The organism is Micromonospora sp. WMMD735, assembly GCF_049178995.1.
Taxonomy (GTDB): Bacteria; Actinomycetota; Actinomycetes; order Mycobacteriales; family Micromonosporaceae; genus Micromonospora; species Micromonospora wenchangensis.
The window spans coordinates 2,504,314-2,524,207 of the sequence record NZ_JBMHMJ010000002.1 but is presented as its reverse complement, the minus strand read 5'-3'; the positions used below and the strand labels follow the sequence as shown (position 1 = coordinate 2,524,207).

The following is a 19,894-nucleotide window of genomic DNA, read 5'->3' as shown; positions in this document are numbered from 1 at the left end:
ATGGACGAACAGGAGATCCGCCGGCTGTTGGCGACGCAGCTGGAGAAGTCGCGCCGGTTGCAGGCACGGATCGGTGAGCTCGAAGCGGCGGCGCGTATCCCGATCGCGGTGCTCGGCATGGGACTGCGCCTACCCGGCGGTGTGACCACGCCGGAGGACTACTGGGAACTGCTGCACCGACCCGGCGACGCGTCCCGCGAGATCCCGGCGGACCGGCCGGGGCTGCGCGCGGTTCACGACCCCGTTCCGGGTCGTCCCGGACGGTCCTACGTGGACCGGGCCGGCTTCCTCGACGACGTGGCGGGTTTTGACGCCGAGTTCTTCGGCATCTCGCAGCGGGAGGCGTCGCTGCTCGACCCCCAGCAGCGGATGCTGCTGGAGGCCGCGTGGGAAGCGCTGGAGCGCGCGGGCATCGCGGTGCGGCGCGCCGACCGGCTCGACGTCGGGGTGTACCTCGGCATCATGGCGTCGGAATACAACGAGCGGTTCGCCGAACGGGGCGACGCCACCCGGGTGGACCCCTACTACACCACCGGCGGTGGCCTCTGCTTCGGCGCCGGCCGGATCAGCTATGTGATGGGCTTCAAGGGGCCTGTGCTCAGTGTCGACACCGCCTGCTCATCCTCGCTGGCGGCGCTGCACCTCGCGGTTCGCGCGCTGCGCTCCGGCGAGTGCCGGTACGCCCTGGTCGGCGGCAGCAACCTGCTGCTGTCGGCCAACCTGATGGTCTCGCTCAGCCAGGCGCGGGCCCTGTCGCCCGGTGGCCGGTCACGGTCGTTTCTCGCCGGCGCCGACGGGTACGGACGCGGCGAGGGCGTCGGCGTGCTGGTCCTGCAACGCCTGGACGACGCCGAGCGGGAGCGGCGCCCGGTCCTGGCCGTGGTCCGTGGCACGGCGATGAACTCCGACGGCGCGTCCTCGGGACTCACCGCGCCGAGTGGCCCGGCGCAGCAGGAGGTCGTGCGGGCCGCACTGCGCGACGCGGGCACCGACCCGGCCGAGTTGGGCTGGGTCGAGGCGCACGGCACCGGCACCGCGCTCGGCGACCCGATCGAGGTGTACGCGCTCGCCGAGGTGTTGGGGGAGGGTATCCGCCGGCGCGGCGTGCCACTGGCGATCGGCAGTGTCAAGGCCCGACTCGGGCACCTCGAGGCCGCCTCGGGGATCGCGGCGGTGATGAAGACCGTGCTGATGTTGCGGCACGGTGAGATCCCGGCGGCCCTGGACCCGCAGGACGGTCCGCTCAACGAGCACGTCGACTGGGACGGCCTGCCGTTCACGGTGCCACGCGCCAACCAGCCGTGGCCGGTCGCCCTGCCGCAGCGCGTGGCCGCGGTCAACTCGTTCGGGATGAGCGGGACGAACGTGCACGCGGTGCTCGCCGCCGGCCCACCGGACCGGGACGCCGCGCCCGACCCCGTCGAGGAGCCGCAGCTGCTCACCCTCTCGGCTCGGACCGCACCGGCGCTGACCGCGCTGGCGCGGTCGGTCGGTGGCCACCTGAACAAGGCGGGACCTGCCGAGGTCCCGTCGATCTGCCACACGCTGCGGTGCGGGCGGGCGACCTTCGCGTACCGGATCGCCGTGGTGGCGTCGACCGGGCCCGAGCTGGCCGCCCGGATCGAGGAGGCGCTGTGGCGACCACTGGCCGCCGTGCCGGCGGCAGGACCGGCGGCGGTGCGGCTGCGCACCGATGACACCGACCCGTCGCGGGCCCTGCTGAGCGCGCTCGGCGTGCGGTTCACGGTCGAGCAGGCAACCGGTCCGGCGGAACTCGGGTGGGAGGGGCGGCGCTACCCGCTGGACAGCCGCGAGGCCACCCTGAACGCCCTGGCAGCCCTCTTCGAGGGCGGCGCCGAGCTGCGCTTCGACGCCCTACGTCGGCCCCACGACCGCTACGTGGGTGACCTGCCGACGTATCCGTTCCAGCGACGACGGTTCTGGGTGGACGAGCCGACGCCGGATATCGCGGCACCGGCGGTGCCGGAGCGGCCGGGGGACCTCGCTCCCGGTGTCGGGGACCGTGCAGCCGTGCACCGCTACCTGGCGGAACGGCTGCGGGAGGTGCTCGCGGCGGAGGAACTCGACGAATCCCGGTCCTTGCTGGACAGTGGCGGCGACTCGTTCGCCTCGGTGCTGTTCATCCAGCGGGTGGAGCAGGCCTACGAGGTGGGCGTCCGGCCCGAAGACCTGCCGCTCGACCTGCCGCTCGCCGAATTCCTGGAGCGGCTCGCCGCCGCGGTGTCCCTGCGGGCCACGGACGATTCGCGATGAGCCTCTTCGTGCGGCCCCGAAGGGTGGCCGACCCGGAACTCACCCTCGTGGTCTTCCACCACGCGGGCGGCTCGGCGGCCGGCTACCACCCGCTCACCCGGTGGCTGCCGCAGGCATGGGACCTGCTGATCCTCGACCTGCCGGGGCGCGGCAAACGGGTGGGGGAACGGCTGCCGGACACACCGGCCGACTTCTACGAACTTCTCCGTGGAGACGTTCTCGACCTGACGCACCGGGGGCCCTACGCGCTCTTCGGCCACAGCCTCGGTGCCATCGTCGCGGTGGAGGTGGCGTACGCGTTGAGTGGGCGTGACACGCCACCGTTGTGGGCGGGCGTCTCCGGCAGGGTGCCACCGGGCCGGTCCGTGTCGGTGCCCGGGATCGCCGCGGACACGCCGGACGACCGGCTGTTGGAAGCGTTGGCGGCGCTCGGCGGGCTGCCCGACGGGCTGGGCGGCGTCCCGGAGTTCCAGCGGCGTTTCCTCGGCCTCCTGCGCTACGACCTACGGGTACTGGCGGCACACCGCCCGGACCCGACGCGTGGGCCCCTGTCGGTCCCGCTGACCGTCTTCGCGGGCACGGACGACCCGCTCACCCCCCTGCCGGAACTCGGCGGTTGGACGGCCGTGACGACCGCGCCGGTCCGGCAGCGACTGTTCAGGGGCGGCCACTTCTACTTCCGGGGGGACGGTTTCCGGGAACTCGGGACGGCGATCACCGCCGAGATCCGCGCGCTTGCGCTGACCGAAGGGAGATGAGCGGTCCGATGAATACCGAGTCGACACCCGCTGGGCGCTACGGCACGCTGGACGAGCCGCCGCCCGTGACCACCGACCTGCGCCTGCTGATGGCAGCGTTCCCGACCGGGGTCAGCGTGGTGACCGCGTTGGGAACACCGGCGGTTCCCAGGGGCATGACCTGCACGTCGCTGTGCAGCGTGTCGCTGGATCCACCGGTGCTGCTGGTCTGCCTGCGCTCGGACAGCCCGACCCGGGAGGCGGTGGCGAGCAGTGGCCGGTTCGCGGTGAACCTGTTGCACGCGCGGGCGTTGCCGGTGGCTCGGTTGTTCGCCTCCGGCCTGGCCGACCGGTTCGACCGCGTCGAGTGGCACCACGGCGGCGGAACAGCCGGGCCGCACCTGCTGGCGGACGCCCACACGGTCGCCGACTGCTCCGTACTGGCGACCCACGTCGTCGGCACGCACACGGTGGTGATGGGCGGGGTCGACCAGGTCACCGCGCTCGGCACCCAGCAGCCGCTGATGTACGGCCTGCGCCGTTACGCCTCCTGGCCCGATGACAGCACGCCCGCCTGAACGTGGAACCAGAGAGGAACGAGATGGCCGAAGGACCTACCCGGCACGCCCTGGTGCTCGGTGCCGGACTGGCCGGTTCGCTTGCCGCTGCGGCGCTGAGCCGACGCTTCGACCAGGTGACCCTGGTGGACCGCGACGACCTCGCGGCCGATGTCGTCGTGCGCAGGGGCATCCCGCAGGCACGTCAGTCCCACCTGCTGATGGGCGCGGGTGCGCGGGCGATGGAGGACCTGGTGCCCGGCGTGCTCGCCGACCTGCGCGACGCCGGTGCGCACTTCCTGAAGGCACCCACCGAGGTCGCGTTCCTGACCAAGTACGGCTGGCTGCCCCACGCGCCGCACGAGGAGTACGTGGTCTGCTGCAGCCGTGACCTGCTCGACCGGGTGGTGCGCGACCGGGTGCTGCGCCGGCACCGCATCGACCTGGTCGCGGCGCACGACGTGGTCGGACTGCTCGGCAGCCCGACGGCGGTCACCGGTGCGGTCCTGCGCAGCCGTGGGGCGGGTGCGTCGCGTACCGTCACCGCCGACTTCGTGGTCGCCGCGACCGGACGTTCGAGCCGGGTGGCGTCGTGGCTGCACGACCTCGGCCTGCCCCAGGTCCCCGACGAGGTGATCGACGCGGGCACGGCGTACGTGACCAGGATCTTCGACGCCGGGCTGTCGTCCGGTGGCCGACCGCCGGCGATCGTCATGATCGCCAATGTCACCGGCGACGCGGTCGGTGGCGTGTTGCTGCCGATCGAGAACGGCCTGATGACCGCCACCATGATCGGCATGCGCGGCTCGGAGCCGCCCACGGGCGACGACGAGTTCCTCGCCTTCGCCAAGCAGCTACCGCACCCGGGGATCGCCGACGCGCTCGCCGAGGCCGAGCCGGTCGGTCCGGCCCGGGGTTTCCGCGGCCTGGCCAACCGCCGGTCCCGCTTCGAGGCGCTGCCGGTCTGGCCCGAACGGTTCGTCACGGTCGGCGACGCGGCGGCCGTGCTGAACCCGGCACACGCGCACGGGATGTCGGTGGCGGCGTTCGGGGTGGCCGAGCTGGCCGCCGCGATCGACCGGATGGGCAACGCACCCGGCCTGGCCCGTCGGGTCCAGCGTGCCGTCCGACGCCGCAGCCGCGACGCCTGGGACCTCTCGGTCAGCGACGACAGGCGTCACCCCCAGGTCCTCGGCCCGCGCCCGGGACCGGCCAGCCGCGTCCAGAACCGTTATGCCGACCGGATCACGCACGTCGCGACGACCCGGCCCGAGGTGGCCAGGGCGCTCGTGAACGTCATCGCCCTGGCGAAACCCGTCTCGGCGCTGCTGACGCCCCGGCTGCTCTGGGCGGCGGCCCGTGGACCGGATCAGAGACAACGACTGGAGGCCGACAAGTGACCGAACACCGCGACATCGAACTGGCCGGGGGCATCCGCCTGCACGTGGCCGAGCAGGGCAGCGGGCCCCTGGTGGTGCTGTTGCACGGGTTTCCCGAATTCTGGTACTCCTGGCGTCATCAGTTGGCGGGCCTGTCCGCCGCAGGCTACCGGGTGGTCGCGCCGGACCAGCGCGGGTACGGCAGCAGCGACCGCCCCGAGGGGGTGGACGCCTACACGCTCCCGCAGTTGGTCGGCGACGTCGTCGGCGTCATCCGGGCACTGGGCGAGCGGCAGGCTTTCGTGGTCGGCCACGACTGGGGCGCACTGGTCGCCTGGGCGGTCGCCACCGTGCGGCCCGATCTCGTGCGCGGCGTGGTGGGCGTGAGCGTGCCACCATTGCCGCCGCGCGGGCCGGTGCCGCCGCTGCGCGCGGCGCGGGAGCGCTTCGGCGGGCGGTTCTACTGGAACTACTTCGAGACGCCCGGTGTGGCCGAGGCCGAGTTCGGTAAGGACCTGGACGCGACGTTCCGTCGGATGCTCTTCGGCGCGTCGGGAAGCCGTCCGGCCGACGGTGGGCCGGCGCTGCCGCTTGTGCCGCCCGGCGGCGGGTTCCTCGATCTTGCGCCCGAGCCGCCCGAGGCGCTACCGGCGTGGCTGACCGAGGCGGACGTCGCGGCCTACGTGGCGGCGTTCACGGAGTCCGGCTTCACCGGCGGCCTCAACTGGTACCGCAATCTGGACCGCAACTGGGAGTTGACCGCCGCGTGGGACGGCGCGGTCGTGACCTCGCCGGCGCTGTTCGTCATCGGCGAGCGCGACAAGGCGTTCGCAGGGGTCGAGGTGATGGACGCCGCCGTCGCCACGCTCGCCCCCGGTCACCTGGGAACCGTCGTCATCCCGGACGCGGGCCACTGGGTCCAGCAGGAGGCGCCGGAGCAGCTCACCGAGGTGCTGCTGCGGTTCTTCGCCGAGGTCTGATCAACGAGGGCGTTGCGCCCGCTGCGCTGCCTGCGGCAGCGCAGCGGGTCCGCGTCACGCTCTGGTGAACCGGACGGGCAGGTGGTGCGGGCCGCGGACCAGGATGCCGTGCCGCCAGGCCAGCGCCGCCGGGTGCGCGTCGAGCTCCAGGTGTGGGAAGCGTCGGAGCAGGCTCGCGAACGCGATGCGGACCTCCATGCGGGCCAGCGCGTTGCCCAGGCAGTGATGGATGCCGTGGCCGAACGCGACGTGGCCTGCGGTGGCCCGTCGGATGTCGAACCGGTCGGGCTGCTCGAATCGGCCGGCGTCCCGGTTGGCCGAGTTCAGGGCGACCATGACGGCCTCGCCGGCTGCGATCTTGACATTGCCCACGGTGATGGTTTCGAGGGCGAAGCGGAACGTCGCGCTCTCCACCGGACCGTCGTAGCGCAGCATCTCCTCGATCGCTGCGTCGAGCAGCCCCGGATCGGCGCGCAGCGCCGCCAACTGGTCGGGGTTGGCCAGCAGGGCGTAGAGGCCGTTGCCGATCAGGTTGGTGGTGGTCTCGTGACCGGCCACGATCAGCAGGAAGACCGTGCCCCGCAACTCGTCGGCGCTGAGCCGGTCGCCGTCGGTGTCGGTGGTGCGGATCAGGGCGCTGAGCAGGTCGGGCCCTGGATCGGCGCGCTTCTTCTCGATCAGCGCGTCGATGAACCGGGCGGCGTCCCGGGCGGCGGCCTGCCGCTCGGCCGGCACACTCGAGGAGACTGCGGCGTCGGCCCAGCGGCGCACCTCCTCGCGGTCGAGGTTGGGCACCCCCAGCAGCTCACAGATGACCGCCATCGGCAACGGGAAGGCGAAGTCGTCGATGACGTCGAACCGGTCGACCGGCCTGGCCGACACGGCGTCCAGCAGTTCGTCGGTGAGCTGCTGGATCCGTTCGCGTAGCCCCTCCACCCGGCGCGGCGTGAACTCGCTGGCGACCAGGCGGCGCAGGCGGGTGTGCTGCGGCGGGTCCGAGTTCATCATGTGGCTGCCCGAAGGACTCTTGATCGGGAACGACTCACCTGCGGAGTGCCACTGCTTGGACAGCCGAGGGTCGCTGAGCATCGCGCGAGCCTCGTCATAGCCGACGACCAGCCACACCTCCGCGCCCTCCGGCATCCAGACGCGGTGGACGGGGCCCTGCTCGCGCAGCCGTGCGTAGGTGGGATACGGGTCGCGGGCGAAGTCCTCGCCGAGCGCGGCGAGATCCAGGGCAGCGGTGGTGGTCACGAATTCCTCCGGACATTTCCATGGGAATGGGAACTCAGGCGCCACCCATATGCTATGGAAGGCAATCATGAGAACGTCTGGAGGCAATCTGGACGACTGCGGGCCCCCGGGTCCGGGTCAGCCCACCGTCTGCCTCAGCAACCCGTCGATGACCGCGATCAGGCCCGACCGGTGCATGTTGCGGGAGGTGAGCGTCGGCCACAGGTCGGCGAGTGAGGACAGCCGAGGGAACTGCGCGGCGTCGAGGTTGGCGAACGCCTTCTCCCGGTGTGCTCCCGCGTCCGGCTGGGAGTAGTGCTTCCCGCGGGCCACCCGCAGCATCAGCTCGCCGGCGGTGTAGTACCAGATCACCCGATAGGCGTAGACGGCCTGCTCGGGAGTCATGCCGCAGCGGATGGCGCCGTCGATGATGCTCTCGACGATCCACAGGGCGGAGACCGCCATCAGATCGTCGGAGGCGAGGACCTCGACGATCCACGGGCACTCGGCGAGGATGTCGTGCAGCAGCTGGGCCGCCTTGATCAGATGCTCCCGGGGCTCCGGCGGCATGTCCGTGCGGGGGAACTGCACGGCGTGCGCCTCGAGCAGCAGGAGCAGCAGCTCGTCCTTGTCCTTCACGTGGTGGTAGAGCGCCATCGGAGTGCTCTGCAGATCCTTGGCGAGACGACGCATCGACAGACTCTTGACGCCCTCCTCACTGAGGATGCGTCCGGCCGCCGCGACGATGGCCTCCCTGGACAGGCGGGGAGGGCGCCCCATCCGACCGCCCTGCGACGAGGAAGACTGCATACGGCTCCGGACCCCCTATGGTTACAGGAAGCCCTCGACCTGCGGCGTTACCGCCTCGGAGCAGGGGACGTTCCCGGTGAACCGCACCACCGTATCCGGCAGACGGTGTTGAAGGCTCGCCAGGAGCCGTCGCGAGTCGACGACGTCCGAGGCGTACCGGACCCCGGGAGGGATCCGGCCGGTGGTCAGGGCGAGCACCGCCTCGGCCGCGACCACGCCCGACAGCGCCGAGCCGTCGCTTCCGCGGATCACCACCGAGCGGTGCACCGGCGTGCCGTCGGGGGCCCGACCGTCGAGTTCGCCGTGCAGCACCTGGTAGGGGCGACGCCCCGCGGCGTCGAGCCGACTGGCACGGACGAGTTCGGCGACCGCGTCCGCGTCCGCCAGCCTGGTGCCGCGTCGGCGGCTCGTCGTCGCGAGCACGTGCGGCCCGTCGAAGGCGTTGAACCACACGGCCTGCGCCAACGGCAGCACGAGTGCCTGCCGGCGCAGTTCGGCCGTCAGGTACGGGTATCCGGTCAGGGCCCGCTCGACGGTGGGTATCCGGTAGTCGTCGTCGACCCGCAGCGCCCGGGGCACCTCCCGTCCTCGCCACACGGCCAGGGGGGTTCCGTACCCGGCGTCCAGGCTCAGCAGGTAGTCGGCGGCGGCGCCGGCTGTCAGGCCACCGAGACCCGCGTACGCACCGGTGAAGCGCATCGGCCCGACAAGCCCCTCGGCCAGCAGCCGCGGCAGCATCCCCGACAGCCCCGGTGAGACGCCTGCGGCCAGGACGACCGTACGACCCTCGGGCGGCACCTGCGTGCAGCCGTCGTCCATCACCGACACGTAGTCCGCGCCCGCCTCGAGCACCGCCCGGCGTACCCGGTCCATCAGCGTGTACGCCGGTGCGGTGCAGTCCAGGACGACGTGGCAGCCGGCGGCGAAGCGCCGTACGGCGGCCGGATCGGCCGCGTCCACGACTGCCACCTCCTCACCCGCGGCGGGGCCGGGACGGCGATGGCCGGACCTGATCCGCACCCCACCCGCGTCGCGCAGGCACGCCCTGGCGACGGTGCCGACCGCGCCTGCGGCGCCGAGCACGCCCACCAGCGCACGCTCACGCATGTTCCCCCCGGGCGACGGCGAGGCGGACGGCCTGGGCCACGGCTGGCACGTTCGGCGACCGCATGCAGGTGAAGTGGTCGCCCGGCACATCCACGATGCGCAGCTCTCCGGTGCACACGTCACGCCAGTATCTGCTCATGTCCCGGTGCATGCCGGGAAAGACCTGGGCCTCGCCGCTCTGCCGGACGAAGGTGAGATCGCCGTCATAGGGGGTGGGCTGGTGCGAGGCGACCGCCACCAGGCTGTGCTTGACGATCCGGAGCTGGCGACGGAGCCGGTCCAGCGAGGTCAGGTCGGTGTCGGCGACCGGCATGGCCTTCCCGATGGCGGTGAGCCGCTCGTCCGGCGACATCGAGGCCAGGCGCTGGAACGCCGCCACGGTCCCCGGGCGGACACTGCCGGCGACGCACTGTTCGAGAATGCTGCCGGACGGCACCCGACCGGCGTACCGCTCGACCGCCCCCGCGACGACGCGCTGCGTCTCGGTCTCGTCGGCGGGGTAGCCCAGCCGGATCGGATCGGCGCGCATCACCTTGGCGAAGACGTACTCGGCCAGCAGGTCGTCCTCGACCAGGTACGGCACGCGGTAGCTGCTGACGATGGTGGTCGCGGCGACGTCCACCCCGGCTGCGGCGAGTCGGGTGGCCAGCTCGGTGACGAGCAGACCGCCCATGCAGTAGCCGATCAGGTGGACCCGCTCGTTGCCGGCCGCGGCCAGCGTGGCGGCGTGCCGCCGGGCCAGGGTGCCGATCAGCGTGTGCGGGTCGCTGTCGAGATACTCCTGCTCGTCGTCGAGCACGAGCCCGGCGAGCGCCACGTGGGGGGCGAGTTCCCGCGCGAGCGAGCGGTAGGGGATCAGGGTGCCGGTGCCGTCGTGTACCAGAACGTGCAGAGCGTGACCGCTGCCGTCCGCCGGGCTGCGGCGGTGGTCACCGATGGACACCAGCGACGACCGGGTGGGCGCCCGACCGGTCGTCGTGAGCGAACGCAGGTAGGCCGCGATGTCGGCGACCGTTGGCCGGTTGAGCACCTGGCGCAGCAGGTGGTCCCATTCGACCTCGCGGGACGCCGGCACCTGGTCGCGGATGCGGCCGACGAGTTGGGCGACGAGAAGCGAGTCGCCGCCGGCGGCGAAGAAGTCGATGTCCCGGCTGACCTCGGTGATCGGCAGGATCCCGCACCAGATGTCGGCTACCAGCCGTTCGGTGTCGTCGGCGAGGGCCGAGCCTGCCGAGGTTGCCGTACGACGCCCGTCGCGGGTTGTCCACCGGGTGAGCTGGTTGCGGTCCACCTTGGCGTTGCCGGTCAGCGGGAGCCGGTCGAGGACGTGCAGCTGAGCGGGAAGCATGTAGTCGGGCAGCCGCTCGGCGAGGTGACGCCGGAGCTCGTCGGCTTCCACCGCTGCCCGGTCGGCCTTGAACCGGGACACGAAGACGTGCTGACCGATCAGGCCAAGCGCGTCGCCCGGTGCCGGCAGGGTGGCCACGACCTCGGCGTCGGCCTCGCCGAGCAGGGACAACCAGCGGTCCCGGGGCACGAACGTCGTACCGGTCTCCTGCCGCTCGTCCTCGAACCCGGTGAGCCCGGCGTTGAACTCCATCGAGGTCATCACGTGGTAGGCGTCGCGGGTGGCCTCGATGAAGACCAACCAGCCGCCGGGCCGTACCAGCTCGCGCAGCGAGTGCAGCGCTCGTCCCGCGTGCACGGCGTTGTGCAGCACGTTGGCCAGCAGGATCACGTCGAACCCGTTGGCCGGTAGCTGCTGCTCGGCGTGGTCACGGTTGAGGTCGAACAGGCCGAAGCGCACCCAGGGGTAGGCGGCGAAACGTTCGGCCGCCGCGTTGAGGAAGAAGTGCGACACGTCGGTGAACAGGTACTCGACGTCGAGCCCGTCGAGAGCAGGGATCAACTCGGTGCTGGTGCCGCCCACACCGGCGCCGATCTCGAGGATCCGCATCGGTCCACCGGTGCGCTCGGCGGCGATCACGCGCAGCGCCGCGATGACGGCTGCGTTGTTGTGGCGGCTGATCAGGTTGTCCCGGTAGGCGGCCTCCGCGGTCTCGAGCCGCCCCTGCGGGAAGAGCAGCGTCTTGAGATCGATGTCGTTGCGCACCAGTGCCTGCAGGTGCTCCTCGGAGGTCCGGTGGTAACGCAGGAGTTCGGTGCCCCAGCGGACAGCCGGCTCCAGCACATCGACCCGTTCGCGCAGCGCCCGGACCTCGGACTCGTCGGGCCGGGTCAGGTGGTGGTAGAGGCCGGTGTCCCGATCGCGCCGCAGGAGGCCCTCGTGCTCCAGCGCGGTGAGCCAGCGGCGTACCAGGTAGTGGTTGGCCTCGGCCGCCTTGACCGTGTCGATGATCTCCTGGTCGCTGTGGCGGGCCGAGGGATTGGCGAAGAGCCCGCAGTCGAGCAGCAGCCGGCTGATCGACTGCAGGGCCGCGCGGTCCAGCAGCTCCACCATCTCGGCGACCTGCTCCTGGTCGACGTCGCCGATCCGTGCCTCGGCGGCCGCGATCATGGTCTCGGGCAGGCCCGCGGGCAGCGGGGGCGGGGTCGCCGCACCGGGCTCCACGAACGCGGCGAGACGCCGCCCACCCTCGTCGTCGTGGGGGATCACCGCGGCTGCCCGCACGGCGGGATGGGTGAGCAGGGCCGCCTCGATCTCGGCGACCTCGATGCGATGTCCACGGATCTTGACCTGGCCGTCCTCGCGTCCCAGGAACTCGATCCCACCGTCCGGGAGCCGCCGCCCGAGGTCCCCGGTGCGGTAGAGCCGCCGTCCGTCGCCGGGGTGGGTGAGGAACCGTTCGGCCGTGCGCGCCTCGTCGTTGAGGTAGCCGAGGGCCACGCCGACGCCGCCGATGTAGAGTTCGCCGACGACCAGCTCCGGGCACTCCCGCAGCGCGCCGTCGAGCACGTGGAAGGTCTGGTTGGCCAGCGGCCGACCGTACGGGATGCTCGGCTGCGTCGGATCGACCGTGCCGATGCGATGGTGGATGGACCAGATGGAGGCCTCCGTCGCCCCGCCCAGGCTGATGACCTCGGCGGTGGGAACGACGCGGCGTACGACGTCAGGCAGCGTGACCGGGATCCAGTCACCGGAGAGCATGACCAACCTCAGCCGGTGGAGATCGTGGTCGGTCGCCGCCGCGAGGTACTCGGTCATCAGCTGCATCTGGGCAGGCACCGAGTTCCACACGCTGACCCTCTCGGCGACCATCAGCTCGGCCCAGTGCGAGGGGTCACCGCGACGCCCGGCCTGCGGGAGTACCAGGGCGCCGCCTACCGAGAGGGGACCGAAGATGTCGTAGACGGACAGGTCGAAGCCGAGCTGCGCGAGCCCGATGACCCGGTCGTCGGCGTCGACGCCGAAGCGCCGGTTGATGTCGTCGACAGTGTTGCGGGCCGCCTCATGACTGATCATGACGCCCTTGGGGGCCCCCGTGGAACCCGAGGTGTAGATGACGTACGCGAGGTCGGTCGCGGCCGGCTGCGGTGTCCCTGCGGGCAGCTCGGTCGGCTGCCCGACCAGGTCCACCTCGACCGTGGCCACACCGGCGGACGCCAGGTGCACGGCGTGCGCCGAGGTGGTGGTCACGAGCCGAACGCCGGCGTCGCGCAGGATCGCGTCGCGGCGCAGGGCCGGCTGGCCCAGGTCGACCGGCAGGTAGGCGCCGGAGGCGAGCAGGATGCCCAGCACGGCGACCACCTGCTCCCAGCCCTTGGGTGCTACGACGCCGACCCGGTCACCTGGCTCGCAACCCGCCTCGCGCAACCGCCGGGCCACCGCCTCGGCGCGGGCGAGCAACTCGCCGTAGGTCAGCGTGCACCCCGGGGCGATCAGGGCGACCCGGCCCGGGTCGCGGCGTGCCCGGGCCAGGAACTCCGCGTGCAACGCCCCCCGTACCCGGGGCTCGGCAGTGTCGTTGACGACGGCGACCAGGTCCCGCTGCCGCGCAGGCAGGACGACCGGGTCCACCTCGTCGGCGGCTTCGCCGTCGGTGAGACGCTCCAACAACTCGGTGAAGGCGGCGAACATGTCGGCGACGACGCCGTCCGGCAGGACGCCGTCGCGGACGTCCCAGTGCAGCAGCAGGCAGCCGTCCTCCTCCATCATCTGGCAGTCGATCCAGACCTGGGGCGTCTGGCTGATCCCATAGGTCAGTCGCGCGCCGGGCATCAGGCCGGCACCGGGCGTCGGCGCACCGCTGACCGTGCTGGTGAACGCGACCGGCATGGCGGCGGCTGCCCGGCCGCGGCGACGCGCGATCTCACGCAGCACCTCGACGCCGCCGCACAGGCGGTGTTCGAGGTCCTCCCAGAGCCGCGCGTGCAGGGTGACGAGGCGTTCGCCGAAGCTGGCCCGCGGTGTCGTGTCGACCTCGAACAGGCTGACCGAGCTGAAGTCGCCGATGACCCGTGGCACGTCCGGGTGCAGTGGCAACCGGTTCTGCACGGTGAGGCTCAGGGTGAACCGGGGGTCGCGGCTCCAGCGGCCGATGGTCTCCGCGTAGGCGCCCAGCACCGCGGAGGAGGCGGTGACGCCGAGGCCGGTGACCCGCCGGTGCAGAGCCTGCCAGCGTTCCTCGGTGAGCCGGATGCCATGGCGCGTGAAGTGCGGAGGGGCCTGCAGCGCGTCCGGGCGGACCGGCAACTCGGGGGCCGGCGGCAGGGTGTCGACCCGGCCGAACCAGTACTCACGGTCACGTTGGTAGCGTCCGGTCTCCCGGATTCCCTGGGTGGCCAGGACGTAGTCGCGGAAGGTGACGGCGGGCGTGATGTCGTCGCGGTCGCCGGTCAGTTCCCTGCGCAACTCGTCGAGCAGCAGCCGGAAGCTGCTGTAGTCGCAGATCAACAGATCGATCGAGAAGTGCAGGAGCAGACCGTCGGGGGTGGTGGTCGCGCGCAGGTCGAACAGTGGCCACCGGTCGGTAGGGCGTACCTGGTGCGACATCTGCTGACGGATCCGGGTGAGCGCGGCGCGCACCGTGTCCGGACCGGCGCCGCTGAGGTCCTCGTGCCGCACCGGGTAGTGCGGAACCTCCGCCGAGATCTGTTGGAACCCCTCGGCGTCGATGGTCGCCCGGAGCATGCCGTGCGAGCCCACCAGCCTGTTCCAGGCGGCCTCGACCTCGGCGACCGGCCACTGTGGGACAGCCAGTTCGAGATAGCCGTGGCACGCCACGCCACCGTAGTCGAATGCGCCGCCACGGCCGAGCAGGTATGCCGCCTGCACCTCGGTCAGTGGGAACGGCTCACCGGCCTGCTCAGGGTCGCTGACCAGAGTGACGCCGTACTCGTCGCGGTCCTCGCGCAGCACCGCCAGGACCTCGGGCTTGTGGTCGCGTAGCCAGCGCAGCCGTTCCGGGGTGGCCACGCTCTTCGACGCCTGGTAGCGCAGGTTGTCGCCCTCGGCGTACAGCACCATGCCTGCCGCCCGCAGGGCCGCGACCGTTTCCGCAACGCCCATGGTCTCCCTTTCCGGATGCGCGCTGTTACGAACCTGCTACAGAATTCCAAACGTGACTGGTGAAACTCTGGACGAGCGCTGACGGCGGTCGATCCTTCGGGGACCTACCACGAACCCGCGACTGCTCAATGCCGCGCTGATAGCGGCTGTGAGAGGGAAACCGGACCGGGTGCGGGATCGGCGTGGAGCCCGTCCGTCCCCGGGGTTCGTGGTCAGGACTGCGATGTCCCATGATCCCGGGGTGGCGACCATTCCTGTGCTGCAAGCGGGCGTGACCAGACCGTGCCCGGACCGATCGGCGAGCGCGGCCTGGCTGGCCCTGGTGGACGCCTGCTCGTCGATTCGTCGGTGCGTCTCACAGCGGATTCCCCACCGATGAGCTGCCGGGACCGGCCTCGGCGGCGTCCGGCGTGCCGTCACGGTAGGACCGGGCATCGGCCTGCCCAGGTGGCTGTCGTCGATGGCAACGGAGACCGGTGTACGGACTCGTCCGGACAACCGGACGCATCGTCCGATCCTGTCCGGACAACCCGGCCAGCCCTGGTGGCCTGCCCGACCGCGGTCCACGGTCAGGTCATCGCCGGTCACCGCCGGCCAATGACCTTGACGGAGGTACGGAACGTGATCAGAAGGCTCGCACCGAAGCGCAACACCCTGTCTCCCGACGTCACGGCCCGGGCCCGTCGGCGGCTGCCTCGCCGCTCGCTTCTCGGGCTGTTCCTTGCGCTCGCCGTGCTGGGTGGTGCCGCTGTCGCGCCGTCCGCGGCGATGGCCAACGTCGACGTGACGATCGGGTCCTCCGATGTGAACGTGCGCGACTGCTACCACCCCACCAAGAAGGCGTGGCCGGGATCGTGGTGCACCCTGCAGGCCACCCTCGAAGCGCACCTGCGGGTGCGGCTGGTGTGTCAGTATCCAGGCGACGGCGTCGGCCCGCAGGGCGACTACTACTGGGACTACGTCCTGTATCCGGCCACGTCACGGCACGGATCCGGCGAGGGTTACGTCTCCGACTGGTACGTCAACACCGGCGTCTCCTCCTACCCGTACCGGGACTACCGCGTGCCGTTGTGCAACTACTGACCTGAACGAGCGTCCAATGCGCAGAGCAGGGCGGTGCAGGGCCAGGGTGCTGGCCCTGCACCGCCCGTTCGCCCGGGAACGCCACCGTCGGTGGTTGTGGAACCGGGCCGCCGCAACCCACACGTCGGAACTCCGACCGGAACTCGCCACCCTCACCAGTGATGAGTAGCGTTCGCATCACATTCCGTGTTGTTGGTCGACGAGGTGAGGCAGTGTCGGGTAGCCAGCCGACATCAGCGCCGGAATCCGACGGCCGGCCGGATCCCGACCGGATCGGTGGGCGGGTCGAGTTCGCGGCGGCGCTGACCGCAGTGCGGGAGCGGGCCGGACTGACCGTCCGTCAGGTGGCGGCGAAGGCCGGGGCGTACAGCGCGCACAGCACCATCGGAGACTGGTTCGCCGGGCGTGGGTTGCCGGCGCTGAGTTCACAGGACCTGCTGGTGCGGGTGCTGACGGTGTGCGGCGTGCGGCCCACCATGATGGATGGTTGGATCGCGGCCTGGCTGCGTGTGCGCCGCGGCCCCGGGCCGCGGCCACGGCACCTTGAGCCGTACAAGGGTCTGGCCACGTTCCAGCCGCAGGACGCCGGGTGGTTCTTCGGCCGGGAGCAGCTCACCGCTGAACTCGTCGAACAGGTCACCCGGCTGCACGCCGCCGGCGGTGGGCTGTTCCTTGTGGTCGGCGCCTCCGGTTCTGGGAAGTCCTCACTGCTACGGGCCGGGCTGATCGCGCGACTTCGCTCCGCGCCGCGCCGGGCGACCGCACCGGTCCCGACGGATGAACCGGCACCTGAAGATCCGTCCGGTCCGGACAACGGCTGGTCGGTCGAGCTCATGACTCCGGGCGCCGATCCAACAGCGGAGCTGGCCACACGGGCGCAGCGACTACGGGCCGCGCCCGGCCCGAGGCTGCTGGTGATCGACCAGGCCGAGGAGCTGTTCATCAGCGGGCCGGACCACGCGGATCCGGCGGCGTTCCTCGCCGACCTGAACATGCTGTGCGAGCGGACCACGGGACTGGTGGTGGTCTTCGGCCTGCGTGCCGACTTCTACGGTCACGCGTTGGGCCACCCGGCGCTGCTGCGGGCGGCCCAGGACAGGCAGGTCACGGTGGGGCCGATGACCCGCGACGAACTTCGGGCGGCGATCGTGGAACCCGCCCTTCGCGCGGGAGTGGAGTTGGAGGACGGGCTGGTCGAGCTGCTCCTGGCCGACTTGACGCCAACCGGCGTGGAGCCGGACCGTGCCGAGCCGGGCGTCCTGCCGCTGCTGTCGCACGCGCTGTTCGCCACCTGGCATCACGACCAGGGTCGACGGTTGACCTGTCAGGGCTACCGGCGGGTCGGCGGGGTGCGCGAGGCGATCGCGTCCAGCGCCAGCGAGGCGTACGACCGGTTGACCCCGGACCAGCGGCGGCTGGCCCGCCGGCTGCTGCTGCGTCTGGTCCACGTCGGGACCGATACCGGCGACACCCGGCGTATCGTGCCTCTCGGCGAGCTGTTGGCCGAGTTCGGTCCGGATGCGGTCGAGGTGGAGCGGGTCCTGGACCGGTTCATCACTCAGCGGCTGATCACCGCGCAGCGCGACACCGTACAGCTGAGCCATGACGCGTTGCTAGCCGCGTGGCCCGCGTTGCGCGGCTGGCTGAGCAGCGATCGGGCCGGGTTGGTGCTGCGTCAGCAACTCGCCACCGCCGCAGCGGCGTGGCGGGCCGAGGGCGGCGACCCTGCCGCGTTGTACCGGGGCACCCGCCTGGCCGCTGCCCAGGGCTGGACGGCCGAGCACCCGAACGAGCAGTCTGCGCTGGTGCGGGAGTTTCTGGCCGCCAGCGGGCGACACGCCCGCCGCCACACCCGCCAGCTCTATCAGCTGGTCGCCGCGCTGTCCGCACTGCTGCTCAGCAGCGGACTGCTCGCCGGGTACGCCTTCCAGCAGCGTGCTACCGCCAGCCAGCAACGCCAGACGGCCACCATGGAACGTAACGAGGCGGTGTCGCGGCTGGTCGCGGGCCAGGCCGACTGGCTGCGCGGGCGGGACGTCAGCTTGGCCCGACAGGTGGCGCTGGCGGCGTACCAGATCTCACCGACCGTCCAGGCCCGGTCCAGCCTGCTCGACGCCGCTGCGACCCCGACAGCCGCTCGGCTGGGTGGCACCGGCGGTGCCATCCAGGCGGTCGCATTCAGCCCGGACCGGCGGCTGCTGGCCGCCGGTGGTGCCGAGGGAAGGGTGCGCCTGTGGCGGGCTTCCGATCCGGTGCCCGCCCCGCTCGGGAGCGTACTGACCGGCCCGACCGGCACGGTGTTCGCCGTAGCGTTCAGCCCCCGTGACGCCCTGCTGGCCGCCGGCGGCGCGGACGGCAGGGTGTACCGGTGGCGGTTGGACGATCCGGCGCACCCGCAGGCGCTGCCGCCGCTGGCCGGGCCGACATCCACCGTGTACGCGCTCGCGTTCAGCCCGGACGGCGGCACGCTCGCCGCCGGCAGTGCCGACCACCGGGTGTGGCGGTGGGCGCTGAACAACGCGGTGCCGGCGACGACCGCCGGCACCGGATCGAACGCCAGCCAGCCGCTGCCGGCGCTGACCGGGCCGGACGACGCCGTGCAGGCGGTGACGTTCAGCCCCGACGGGCGGCTACTGGCCGTCGGCAGTGCCGACAGCACCGTACGGCTGTGGGACCTCGGGAACCGCACCCACCCGACCCGGCTGGCACCACTGGCCGGACACACCGGCAAGGTGCTCGCGCTGGCATTCAGCCCCAACGGAGACCTCCTGGCCAGCGGCAGTGGCGACCAGACCGTCCAGATGTGGTCGGTCGCCGACCCGCAACGGCCGGCGAAGCGGGGTACCGCCCTGCCCGCAGCGACCAGTTGGATCAACGCGCTCGCGTTCAGCCCCGACGGCGCCACCCTTGCCACCGGCACGTCCGACAAACGAATCCTGCTGTACGACGTGGCCACCCACCGCGAACTGCGATCGTTGCCCCAGCCGACCCCGGTGACGGCACTCGCCTTCGGCGCCGACCAGCACACCCTGGCCAGCGCCGGCACTGACGGCTATGTGCGGTACTGGGGGCTTCCCGGCCCGCTGCTCGTCGGCGCGGGCGGAGCCGTGTTCAGCGCCGGGTTCACGCCGGACGGCACCATACTGGCCGAAGCCGGTCGGGACCAGACGGTCCGGTTGTGGCAAGTGAATGACACGCGCCGGCCGGAGCCGCTCAGCGCGCCGCTGAGCCGGCCAGCCGATCAACAGGGGTACTCCGGCACTGCCGCACTCAGCCCCGACGGGGCACTACTGGCCGCCGGCGGACGCGACGGCGCGGTGGACCTCTGGGACATCCGTCGACCGGCGCGACCGAAGCGGATAGGACCGGCGCTCACCGGGGCGACCGCACTCATCCAAACGGTGGCCTTCAGCGCGGACGGATCACTCCTGGCCGTCGCCGGTGACGACAGCACCACCTATCTGTGGCGGGTGTCCGATCCGGAGCGGCCCACGTTGCTGGCCACGGTCGCCGGCACCGGGTCGATCGTGCTGTCCCTGGCGTTTCATCCGAGGTCACCGGTACTCGCCGTCGCCGACACCGACGGCGTCGTACGGCTGATCGACGTACATGACCCGACCCGGCCGGCCCCGGCCAGCCCGCCGCTTCGCGGGCTGGCCGGATACGCCTACAGCGTGGCCTTCAGCCCGGACGGCGGCCTGCTCGCCGTCGGCAGCGCCGACAAGACACTACGGCTGTGGCAGGTGTCCGACCCGGCCCACCCGATGGCGCTGCCCCGCCCGTTGCGCGGGCCGACCAGCTACGTGTACTGGGTGAGCTTTCACCCATCCGGCAGCCTGATCACCGCCGCCAGCACCGACGGCACCATCTGGATCTGGGACATCAGCCACCTGAACCGGCCCATCGTGGTGGCCACCCTCAGCCACGCCGACCAGGCCTACTACGTGGTCGCCTACCGACCCGACGGACACACCCTGGCCGCCGGCAGCGCCGACGGCACCGTCCGACTCTGGGAGACCGACCCGCAACGGGCCGCTGAATCGATCTGCTCCACCATGGGAGAACCCATCAGCCGAGCGGAATGGGAGCAGTACCTGTCCAGCATCCCGTACCACCCACCCTGCTGACCAGGCCCAGCTCTCCACCGCAGGATCATGCCCCGGGCCAGCCCGAGCAGGGTAGAAAGGCGGCTTATCGCCGCGGTGACCTCGATCAACCGCGTCGTCGTCCGGTCCCGACTCGGGGCTCGGATCGGGTGCCTGAC

General features: G+C 71.7%; 11 protein-coding genes. 7 read left to right on the top strand and 4 right to left on the bottom strand.

Going from position 1 to position 19,894, the window contains the following annotated elements; all coding sequences use genetic code 11:
* The 5 genes from ACN268_RS10755 to ACN268_RS10735 are packed head-to-tail and all read left to right on the top strand — an operon-like array spanning position 1 to position 5,927.
* Positions 1-2,274: a beta-ketoacyl synthase N-terminal-like domain-containing protein gene (locus ACN268_RS10755; protein ID WP_421483032.1), complete on the top strand. Its 2,274-nt coding sequence runs from the start codon at positions 1-3 to the stop codon at positions 2,272-2,274.
* Complete coding sequence (locus tag ACN268_RS10750) at positions 2,271-3,032, top strand: thioesterase II family protein (protein ID WP_421483031.1); 762 nt, start codon at positions 2,271-2,273, stop codon at positions 3,030-3,032. Before ACN268_RS10755 ends, ACN268_RS10750 begins: the two co-directional genes overlap by 4 nt.
* Complete coding sequence (locus ACN268_RS10745; protein ID WP_363656102.1) at positions 3,029-3,589, top strand: flavin reductase family protein; 561 nt, start codon at positions 3,029-3,031, stop codon at positions 3,587-3,589. Before ACN268_RS10750 ends, ACN268_RS10745 begins: the two co-directional genes overlap by 4 nt.
* A 23-nt stretch (positions 3,590-3,612) precedes the next feature.
* On the top strand, positions 3,613-4,968 hold the full coding sequence (locus ACN268_RS10740) for an NAD(P)/FAD-dependent oxidoreductase (protein ID WP_421483030.1): 1,356 nt from the start codon (positions 3,613-3,615) through the stop codon (positions 4,966-4,968).
* Positions 4,965-5,927, top strand: a complete 963-nt coding sequence (locus tag ACN268_RS10735) for an alpha/beta fold hydrolase (protein ID WP_421483029.1) — start codon at positions 4,965-4,967, stop codon at positions 5,925-5,927. The genes ACN268_RS10740 and ACN268_RS10735 overlap by 4 nt, the downstream gene beginning before the upstream one ends.
* 54 nt (positions 5,928-5,981) lie before the next feature.
* Here ACN268_RS10735 and ACN268_RS10730 read toward each other — a convergent pair whose 3' ends face one another.
* The 4 genes from ACN268_RS10730 to ACN268_RS10715 all read right to left on the bottom strand — a co-directional run bounded on the left by ACN268_RS10730 (position 5,982) and on the right by ACN268_RS10715 (position 14,547).
* A complete protein-coding gene (locus tag ACN268_RS10730) occupies positions 5,982-7,181 on the bottom strand; it encodes a cytochrome P450 family protein (RefSeq protein ID WP_363656108.1) in 1,200 nt (399 codons plus the stop codon).
* A 117-nt stretch (positions 7,182-7,298) separates the two neighbouring features.
* Positions 7,299-7,940: a TetR/AcrR family transcriptional regulator gene (locus ACN268_RS10725; RefSeq protein WP_363656110.1), complete on the bottom strand. Its 642-nt coding sequence runs from the start codon at positions 7,938-7,940 to the stop codon at positions 7,299-7,301.
* 51 nt (positions 7,941-7,991) lie between these two features.
* Positions 7,992-9,077, bottom strand: coding sequence for a saccharopine dehydrogenase (locus ACN268_RS10720; RefSeq protein WP_421483028.1), 1,086 nt, complete (start codon positions 9,075-9,077; stop codon positions 7,992-7,994).
* Positions 9,070-14,547 carry an amino acid adenylation domain-containing protein gene (locus tag ACN268_RS10715; RefSeq protein WP_421483027.1) on the bottom strand — a complete coding sequence of 1,826 codons (5,478 nt, stop codon included), beginning with the start codon at positions 14,545-14,547 and terminating at the stop codon, positions 9,070-9,072. The genes ACN268_RS10720 and ACN268_RS10715 overlap by 8 nt, the downstream gene beginning before the upstream one ends.
* A gap of 621 nt (positions 14,548-15,168) precedes the next feature.
* On the opposite strand from ACN268_RS10715, the gene ACN268_RS10710 reads away from it, so the two are divergent.
* Together ACN268_RS10710 and ACN268_RS10705 are read left to right on the top strand one after the other, a co-directional pair.
* The gene (locus ACN268_RS10710; protein ID WP_363656116.1) at positions 15,169-15,630 is read left to right on the top strand and encodes a hypothetical protein; all 462 of its coding nucleotides are present in this window, start codon (positions 15,169-15,171) and stop codon (positions 15,628-15,630) included.
* 212 nt (positions 15,631-15,842) lie between these two features.
* Positions 15,843-19,757 (top strand): helix-turn-helix domain-containing protein, encoded by a 3,915-nt coding sequence (locus ACN268_RS10705; RefSeq protein ID WP_421483026.1) that lies wholly within the window; start codon positions 15,843-15,845, stop codon positions 19,755-19,757.
* The last annotated feature ends 137 nt before the right edge of the window (positions 19,758-19,894 follow it).

What these genes read in the sequence shown, in the direction of transcription:
- ACN268_RS10755 (WP_421483032.1), top strand. Translation starts at nt 1, where the DNA reads ATGGACGAACAGGAGATCCGCCGGCTGTTGGCGACGCAGCTGGAGAAG.
- ACN268_RS10750 (WP_421483031.1), top strand. Translation starts at nt 2,271, where the DNA reads ATGAGCCTCTTCGTGCGGCCCCGAAGGGTGGCCGACCCGGAACTCACC.
- ACN268_RS10745 (WP_363656102.1), top strand. Translation starts at nt 3,029, where the DNA reads ATGAGCGGTCCGATGAATACCGAGTCGACACCCGCTGGGCGCTACGGC.
- ACN268_RS10740 (WP_421483030.1), top strand. Translation starts at nt 3,613, where the DNA reads ATGGCCGAAGGACCTACCCGGCACGCCCTGGTGCTCGGTGCCGGACTG.
- ACN268_RS10725 (WP_363656110.1), bottom strand. Translation starts at nt 7,940, where the DNA reads ATGGGGCGCCCTCCCCGCCTGTCCAGGGAGGCCATCGTCGCGGCGGCC.
- ACN268_RS10720 (WP_421483028.1), bottom strand. Translation starts at nt 9,077, where the DNA reads ATGCGTGAGCGTGCGCTGGTGGGCGTGCTCGGCGCCGCAGGCGCGGTC.
- ACN268_RS10715 (WP_421483027.1), bottom strand. Translation starts at nt 14,547, where the DNA reads ATGGGCGTTGCGGAAACGGTCGCGGCCCTGCGGGCGGCAGGCATGGTG.